This is a genomic window from uncultured Campylobacter sp., assembly GCF_905373215.1.
Taxonomy (GTDB): domain Bacteria; phylum Campylobacterota; class Campylobacteria; order Campylobacterales; family Campylobacteraceae; genus Campylobacter_B.
In genome coordinates, this window is sequence record NZ_CAJPRT010000040.1 from 1 (window position 1) to 6,480 (window position 6,480).

At 42.3% G+C, this 6,480-nt stretch carries 7 protein-coding genes and 1 tRNA gene; 1 reads left to right on the forward strand and 7 read right to left on the reverse strand.

The window, feature by feature from the left end:
- Positions 1-111: 111 nt before the first annotated feature.
- Positions 112-187 (forward strand) — tRNA-Lys (locus QZ176_RS10075).
- A 171-nt stretch (positions 188-358) separates the two neighbouring features.
- Here the strand turns inward: QZ176_RS10075 and QZ176_RS10080 are convergent.
- From QZ176_RS10080 to QZ176_RS10110, 7 genes are all read right to left on the reverse strand, one after another.
- A complete protein-coding gene (locus QZ176_RS10080; RefSeq protein WP_295153304.1) occupies positions 359-847 on the reverse strand; it encodes a hypothetical protein in 489 nt (162 codons plus the stop codon).
- Positions 848-918: 71 nt separating this feature from the next.
- Positions 919-1,068 (reverse strand): hypothetical protein, encoded by a 150-nt coding sequence (locus QZ176_RS10085; RefSeq protein ID WP_295153306.1) that lies wholly within the window; start codon positions 1,066-1,068, stop codon positions 919-921.
- Between the two features lie 18 nt (positions 1,069-1,086).
- Positions 1,087-1,860, reverse strand: coding sequence for a hypothetical protein (locus tag QZ176_RS10090; protein ID WP_295153308.1), 774 nt, complete (start codon positions 1,858-1,860; stop codon positions 1,087-1,089).
- Positions 1,861-2,048: 188 nt separating this feature from the next.
- Positions 2,049-2,411, reverse strand: a complete 363-nt coding sequence (locus QZ176_RS10095; RefSeq protein WP_295153310.1) for a hypothetical protein — start codon at positions 2,409-2,411, stop codon at positions 2,049-2,051.
- A 506-nt stretch (positions 2,412-2,917) separates the two neighbouring features.
- Positions 2,918-4,228, reverse strand: coding sequence for a sugar transferase (locus tag QZ176_RS10100; RefSeq protein ID WP_295153312.1), 1,311 nt, complete (start codon positions 4,226-4,228; stop codon positions 2,918-2,920).
- Position 4,229: 1 nt separating this feature from the next.
- Complete coding sequence (locus QZ176_RS10105) at positions 4,230-5,594, reverse strand: mannose-1-phosphate guanylyltransferase/mannose-6-phosphate isomerase (RefSeq protein ID WP_295153314.1); 1,365 nt, start codon at positions 5,592-5,594, stop codon at positions 4,230-4,232.
- Positions 5,587-6,480 (reverse strand): glycosyltransferase (locus tag QZ176_RS10110; protein ID WP_295153316.1); only part of this gene is annotated, 894 nt, incomplete at its 5' end. The genes QZ176_RS10110 and QZ176_RS10105, both read right to left, overlap by 8 nt.

The following is a 6,480-nucleotide window of genomic DNA, read 5'->3' on the forward strand; positions in this document are numbered from 1 at the left end:
TTTATGAGTTATTAGATATATAAAGACCGAATAAAATTTTATGAAATTTAACGAAATTTTTATAAAATTTAATCAGTTTTTTATATTTTTATCACTACAATTACAATTCTTGTCTCGTTAGCTCAGTTGGTAGAGCATCTGACTCTTAATCAGGCGGCCGTAGGTTCGAATCCTACACGGGACACCATCTATTAAATTTTATCCCTATTTTTAGTTTTTTTGATTTTTTTAAAAGCCCTGTTTTACGGCTTTTTCAAATTTTCTCAAAAAAATTTCAAATGCTAAAAACGCTAGATTATACAGGCAGTTTAAGAGAAACTACTATATATTAAAAAATGTATAGTAGCCCTTAAGCTTGTTAAACTCTTTGGAAGCTTTTATAATTTGTCTTACCATTATTTCCATATCCACCTATTAGTAAATCGCCGCTGCCTTTACCCATTAGCGTATCATCGCCATATCCGCCGAATAAAACATCGTCTTTGTAGTCGCTCGTTAAAAGTCCGCCTGGAGTTACGCCATAAGGGAAAAATGATGACGATAAAGGTCTTGCATAGACTGTTTTGTCGGGCATTGTTATGCGTAAAATTCCTTTATTTAGAGCGTTTTTATCTATATCTGATAGTCCGTCACCCGTTATTTTGTCCCATAAATTTTGTACCTGTTTACGTAAATCAAATATGCCACTATCTTTTCCGTCCAACTTATCTAATAAATTTCCTATATCATACCATAGCGTTACCCAACCTACAACAGGGATGAATTTTGTAATTGCAATAAGTCCGAAATCCATAGCTGCGCCCACGACGGTATGACCGAAGCTTTGATCGTCGGCTATGCCAGCCAAACCATTTGCTAATCTTACTTTCTTGATATAAGCGTCTAGTTCGATTTTTGTGTATCTTTTGCTATTTATTTCTACATATTTTCTGAGCCACTAAGAGACATATTGGCACCAGAAAGTGCATCTTTAAGGAATTCAGTTAATTGCCTAACCAAATCACTATTTTTTCTAAGTCTTACTTCTGCTTTGTCTAATTCTTGTTTAGCAACTAATTCTCTACTCATGTTTTTCTCCTTTTTAGGTTAAAATTTCTTTTCAACCAAGTTTAAATTTATATGTTTCTTATCAGAAAAATATTTTTGTAAATCTGAATAATCTTGTTTATGAATTATATAAACCATATGAAATTTATCTTTAAGAATATCTAAACTAGACCTTCCTTTGCATATGAGTTCTCCATAATCAAATATAAAAGCAGGAAATAATGTAAAATCTTTCAAATTTCCGCCTAAAATCAAATGAAAAATAAGTTTAAACAAACAATTTAAAAGTAAATAAATGACATAATAGGCGATAAGATAATGAACCATTTTTACTAATGCAACCATAAAAAATATAAGTAGATTAAAAACAATAATTCCAATTAGCGATGATGGTGTAAGCAGTCTAAAAGTCCTTATGATAGGTTCTAAATCAACTAAATTTTTAACCCTTTTAACTTCGCCATTTATAATAAATTCGATTGTTTTATTTGTAAATTTGGTTTCGCATTTGTTTTTAATGATATAATAATAAAATGTAGCTACGATATGCAAAACGCCAAGCCCAAAAAAAGCCCATAGAAAAATATTGCTAACATTTGCAATCCCCATATAATAAGCATAAACCAATAAAACAAGCACCGTTCCGCAATGAGAAAAAAAGAATAAATTTGAAAGAAAGAATTCATAAGGATTTTTAATTACTATCGGCTTTTTATCGTAGTCTCTTTGATTGAAATCGTTTAAATTTGCGTTTTCGTTTGAGTTTAAATTCCGTTTTTTAACATTTTTATTCCAGTTTTCAAAATTTTCCAAATTTTATCCTTCCATTTTTTTGCTTTTCTCGTCATTGCGGGTAAACTTTGCAAGCGAAGCAATCTGTCGACAGTGAATGTTATAAAAATCTCAGTCCTTTTCTCGCCTTGATTTGGTTGTTTTTACGAATTCTATATCCACCTTACTTAAGCAGCTATAAATTCCCCGTGAGTCTTTAGCCGCTTCACTTACTCCGCCCATTCGTAGATCAGCTCATTGATAAGAGCAGCAGCCTTAGAGCCTTGCTTTACGGTATTAGAATTCTCATTTATCGTTATCTCTTTGTAGTTTAGATCAATGCTTTTGATATTATTATCCGCAAGTGAGCTTAATTCTCCTTCGTCGGTAATGCCGTCAGAATTCGTACCTTTCCAAATTTTAAGTTTATTAAATATCTCGTCCTTTTCATCTATTACGTTGTCGCCATTTAGATCATATGCCTTTAGAGCCTCATAGCCATTGGTCGCTTTTTTATCTGTGTATCCGTAGATAGTATTTGAAATAGTATGATTTCCGAATAGTTTATTTCCATTATCTATTTCACTGGACACTATCCTCAAGCAGATCAAAATTTTATCTGCAAACTCACTAAATTTTAAAACTCAGCTTTTTACAATGGGCGATTTAGAATTTTAGAAAGAGTGAGCGCGGAAGCGAGGATAAATTTATCCGCGTTGTGCAAATTTTGCGTCACAGTATTCGCGCAAAAGCGGAAAGCGGCGGTAAAATTTATCAGGTAGCGCCTTTTTTGTGTGCTTAAACAATACAATTTGCGCTAATACTTTTCCCGCGATACTACATAATCTTAATCGCGTGCATTAAACTATCACCATTTTTGCGTAGTCTTATTTTACGCAAGCATGCGATGAAATTTCAAAATTTCAAATTTTGCGGCGCGAATTCCTAGCTATTTTCATGCAATTACATTGTTGTGTATATGTATTTTAAATCATAGCAAAATTTAGCTCAGAAGATTTTAATATCTTGATCGAAGCGCCGTATTAAATTTAAAATTTATCTCAAAAGAAAGAACCTGCCTTAAGAATTCGATAACCGATCAGCTTGCCCCTTCTCGCGCCAAAACGACTTTGAAGGTTTTTAAAATAATGACGATGTCGTTCCAGATCGACCAGTTTTTCATATACCACGCATCCATGCCCGCCCTGGTCGCAAAATCCACGTCGCTGCGCCCGCTCACCTGCCAAAGCCCCGTAATGCCAGGCTTGACGGCCAGAATTAGATCTGCGTATTCGCCCATATCCTTGCGCTCGTATTGCGCGCACGGGCGAGGACCTACGATGCTCATTTCGCCCTTTAGGACGTTGATCAGCTGCGGAAGCTCATCTAGAGAGCTTCTGCGCAAAAAATCGCCCAGCTTCGTGATGCGCGGATCATGCTCGTATTTGTGATATTTTTCAAAATACTCCACCTCTTGCGGATTTTGCTTTAGGTACTGAGCTAAAATTTCATCGCCGTTTTCTTTCATCGAGCGAAATTTCAGACATCTAAACGGCTTGCCGCCGAATCCCATTCTTTGATGCGAAAAAAATATGCGCCCGTCCGGTTCTTTTAGCTTCATCATCAGCGCGATTATGCCGAAAATCGGCACCAGCAAAGGAAGCGCTAAGAAAATTAGCGCCAAATCAAGCCCGCGTTTAAGCGCTAAATTTAGAGGACTTTTCAAAGAATTTCGTATCGCAAAGAGGCTGGTACGCGAGGCAAAAACGCTGTAAATATCCGTCTGCGTAAAGTCGTATGAGCGCAGCACGGGGGTGAATAAAATTTCTTTATTCTCCCTGATGTTGCTCTCGATGAGCTCGTTTAAAGCGCCCGCTTCAAGCCTGCTTCCGCCGATAAACAGTACGTCGTAGTCCCTGCCTAGCGCCCTTACGTATCCCAAATACGCGCTTTCTAAGATAGCACTCTCAAACTCCTCGCCCTCGCCTAAAATTTTCGCTCTCTTTTGCCATAGGCCTAATTTAAAAAGCCTCCTTTTCATTACGAGCTTAAAAAGCGGCAAAACTACCGCCATAAAGGCAAAGCTCAAAATAAAGCTGGCGCGCGAAAATTCGTAATTGACTTTGATTAAAGCAAGTAGTGCTAGGCTTAGCAAAAGCCCCAAAAAACAGCTTTTTACTAAAATTCTACTCTCGTGCCAAAAATCATACCGCCTCGAATAGATCCCTTGATAAAAAAATAGAAATATCATTATGACGTAGGACGACGCGAAGCCCTGATACCTGCCGATGTCCAGCAGCATGCTATCGCCGTAGAGCAAATTTTTAAGCACCACGGCAAGCCCGAAGCAAAGCCAGATGCCGAAAATATCGACCGCCAAGATTATCAAAACGCAGAGTTGCTTTTTCATCCTAGCTCCTATTAAAATCATCTTGAAGGCGCACGATATCATCCTCACCGGTATAGCTGCCGACTTGAGCTTCGATTAGCACCACGGGGATTTTGCCTTCGTTTGCGAGGCGGTGGATCTCGCCCATCCTAATAAACGTAGATTCGTTCTCGCGCAGCAAGAAATTTCGCTCGCCCACAGTCACGGTCGCAGTGCCGCTAACGACGATCCAGTGCTCGTTGCGATGGTAGTGCTTCTGCAGCGATAGCCGCTTGCCGGGCTTAACGACGATGCGCTTGATCTTATAGCCGCGCTCATCTTCGAGCACCGTGTAGCTGCCCCATGGGCGGTGCGTCGTTACGTGCACGCGCGCCAGATCGCTACCGCCTAGCCGCTCCACCACCTGCTTTACCTTTTGGGTAGAGCCTTTTTTGCATACGAGCAGGGCGTCTTTGGTATCGACGATAGCGAGATCCTCGACGTCTATGGCGGCTATCGTACGGCCCGAGCCGATGATGAGATTGTTTTTAGAATTTAGAGCGATATTTTGCTCGCTTGCAGTGTTGCCGTTCGCGTCTTTGGGCAGCTCGGCGTCTAAGCTATCGAAGCTTCCCAGATCGCTCCAGCCGATGTCTGCGGGCACGACCTTAGCAAGGCTCGTGCGCTCCATAACTGCGTAATCGATGCTATCTGCTGGGATCTCTTGCATATCGTCTAAATTAATTCTAATCGGATTTTCCGCGTTAGAATTTTCATGCGCACGGACGCAGGCTTCATAAATTACAGGACTTTGCGCTTTTAGTTCGCCTAAAAATACGCCCGCTTTAAACATAAACATGCCGCTGTTCCAGTAAAAATTCCCCGCCGCTATATAGCTTTGCGCTGCCGCAAGCTCAGGCTTTTCGTGAAATTTTAACACGTCCTCGCCGCTTGCTTCGATATAGCCATAGCCCGTATTTGCATCCGCTGGCTTGATACCAAACGTCACCAAAAACCCCTGCTTCGCAAACTCGTGCGCGCGCAAGAAGCTGTTTTTATACGCCGCTTCGTCTTTAATTAGATGATCGCTCGGCGTTACGAAAACGATCTCTTCGGCCTTTAAGCTCAAACACGCAAGCGCGATCGCAGGAGCCGTGTTTCTGCCGACGGGCTCGAGTAGAAATTTCACGTCGCGCGCGCCTAGGGCCTCAAGCTGATCGAGCGCCAAAAAATACTGCTGCTCGTTCGAGACGACGAGCGTGCGCTCACATAGCGGGGAGTTTCGCTCGTAGCTCATCATAAAAAGCGAGCGATCGTCAAAGAGGCGCACGAACTGCTTTGGCATAAGCGTGCGACTGATGGGCCACAACCTCGTGCCGCTGCCGCCGCTTAGGATTATATTAGTCATTTAGGCCGTCCTTAAATTCCTCATATTTTTTCTCGACGTAGCTTTTGATCTCGGCCTCAAAGCGCGCACGCGAAAATTTTAAAGAATTTTCTCTGATTTTTACAGGCTCAAATTTATCATAATTTTGCTCAAATTTAGCTACGGCGGCAAGCAGTTCTTTTGTGTTTTGCTCCATAAAATACAGCCCGCTCTCACCATCAAGCACCGTCTCGCGAGCGCCGCCGCGCCCGAAACAGATCACCGGCGTGCCGCATGCCTGCGCCTCTACGGGCGTAATGCCGAAGTCCTCCTCGGCGGCAAAAACGAACGCCTTAGCCCGCCCCATGAGATCCGCCATCGTCTCATCGCTCGCAAAGCCCAAAAGCTCGACATTTTTGCCCGCTTTTGATTTTATTTTGGCCATATCGGGCCCGTCGCCGATAACGAGCAGCTTTTTATCCGTCTGCGAAAACGCCTCTACGACGAGATCGATCTTTTTATACGGCACCATGCGCGAGGCAGTGAGGTAGAACTCCTCTTTGGCTTCGCGCAGCGTAAATTTATCCACATCCACGGGCGGATAGATGACGTCGCTAGGCTTGCCGTATGTTTTTTTGATACGGCGCGCGATGTAGCGGCTGTTTGCGACGTAGTGATCCACGCGGTTTGCGGTGCTCGCGTCCCAAAGCCTAATTTTATGCAAAAAATACTTCGCCAACATGCCCTTTAAACCGCGATCTAGCCCGCTTTCCCGCAAGTACTGATGATACAGGTCCCACGCGTAGCGGATCGGCGTGTGCACATAGGCGATATGAAGTTGATTTGAGTGCGTCAGCACCCCCTTTGCGACGGCATGCGAGCTAGATAGCACGACATCGTAGCCGCTTAGATCAAACTGCTCGATCGC